Here is a 1,440-nt window from a genome sequence, read left to right as displayed (position 1 = left end):
GCATTAACGAAGGCATGATTTCTACTGAAGTTGCTCCTTTCGGTGGTGTTAAGCAGTCCGGCATCGGACGCGAAGGAGCAAAACAAGGTATCGATGAATACATGGACGTGAAATATCTCTGCTTTGGCGGCAACTAATTAAGGACAAAACAATGACAAACCAACAACTACACGAAAGAAGAAGCCAAGTTATCGCTCAAGGCATGGGCGCACTGTACCCACTTTACGTCGAGAAAGCAGAAAACGCTTACGTATGGGATATCGAAGGCAACAAATACATAGACTTTGCAGCGGGTATCGCGGTAACTAACACCGGGCATTCTCACAAGCGTATCAGTGAAGCGGTAAAAGCTCAGTTGGACAACTTTTCGCATACGTGTGCGATGGTTACGCCGTATGCGTCATTCGTTGAGCTGGCAGAAAAGCTGACAGAACTTGCACCAGGTGAGACTAAGAAGAAAGCGATCTTCCTGACCACTGGCGCTGAGGCAGTCGAAAACGCAGTGAAAGTAGCGCGCGCTCATACTGGTCGTAGCGGCGTGATAGCGTTCAAAGGCGGCTTTCACGGTCGCACAAATATGACGATGGGGTTAACCGGTAAAGTTGCGCCATATAAAGCAGGCTTTGGTCCTTTCCCGAACGAAATCTACCACGCGCCGTACCCAAATGCGTTCCACGGCATCAGCGTTGAACAAAGCTTACAAGCGATCGACGACCTATTTGCTTGTGATATCGAACCATCACGCGTTGCAGCGATCATCTTCGAACCAGTACAAGGTGAGGGTGGTTTCTACAAAGCGCCAGAGGAGTTTGCACAAGGCTTGCGTCAGCTGTGTGATAAGCACGGTATCATGCGGATTGCCGATGAAATCCAAACGGGATTTGCTCGTACCGGTAAAATGTTTGCCACAGAATACCTAGGCATTGAACCAGACCTAATGACAATGGCGAAAGGCATTGCTGGTGGTTTCCCAATCTCAGCGGTAGTTGGGAAAGCGGATGTGATGGACTCTGCACTGCCTGGTGGTTTAGGTGGCACTTATGCGGGCTCTCCACTTGGTTGTGTTGCTGGTCTCGAAGTACTGAAAATCATCGAAGAAGAAGACTTGTGTGCTAAAGCAATGGGCATCGGTGAAGTGGTCAATGCACGTATGACCAAACTGCAACAATCTGTGCCTGCTATTGGTGAAATCCGTACCACGGGTGCAATGATGGCGATTGAGTTTACTGCCCCAGAATCAGGCAAACCACTGCAAGAGATGACCAAAGCGGTGATTTCTAAAGCGCAAGAAAACGGCCTTATCCTGCTTTCTTGTGGAGTAAAAGCGAACGTGATTCGCTTGTTGCCGCCACTAACCATTGAGCCTGAAGTGCTTAGTGAAGGCGTAGATACATTGGAAAAAGTGATTCTTGAAGTGGCGTGATTCACGCGCTTTTAAAT

Annotated in this window: 2 protein-coding genes; both read left to right on the top strand. The window is 48.6% G+C overall.

All coding sequences use genetic code 11. The features are described 5' to 3' along the window. Nucleotides 1–137, top strand: a 137-nt coding sequence (locus R7070_RS25135) for an aldehyde dehydrogenase family protein (protein ID WP_318141388.1), incomplete at its 5' end; no start/stop codon positions are given. A 14-nt stretch (nt 138–151) separates the two neighbouring features. After that, nucleotides 152–1,423 carry a 4-aminobutyrate--2-oxoglutarate transaminase gene (gene gabT / locus R7070_RS25130; protein ID WP_318141387.1) on the top strand — a complete coding sequence of 424 codons (1,272 nt, stop codon included), beginning with the start codon at nt 152–154 and terminating at the stop codon, nt 1,421–1,423. The last annotated feature ends 17 nt before the right edge of the window (nt 1,424–1,440 follow it).

Source organism: Vibrio sp. 1557 (genome assembly GCF_033340175.1).
In the GTDB taxonomy this organism is placed as follows: domain Bacteria; phylum Pseudomonadota; class Gammaproteobacteria; order Enterobacterales; family Vibrionaceae; genus Vibrio; species Vibrio alginolyticus.
The sequence above is the reverse complement of the archived record's forward strand: the minus strand, read 5'-3'. Positions and strand labels throughout refer to the sequence as shown.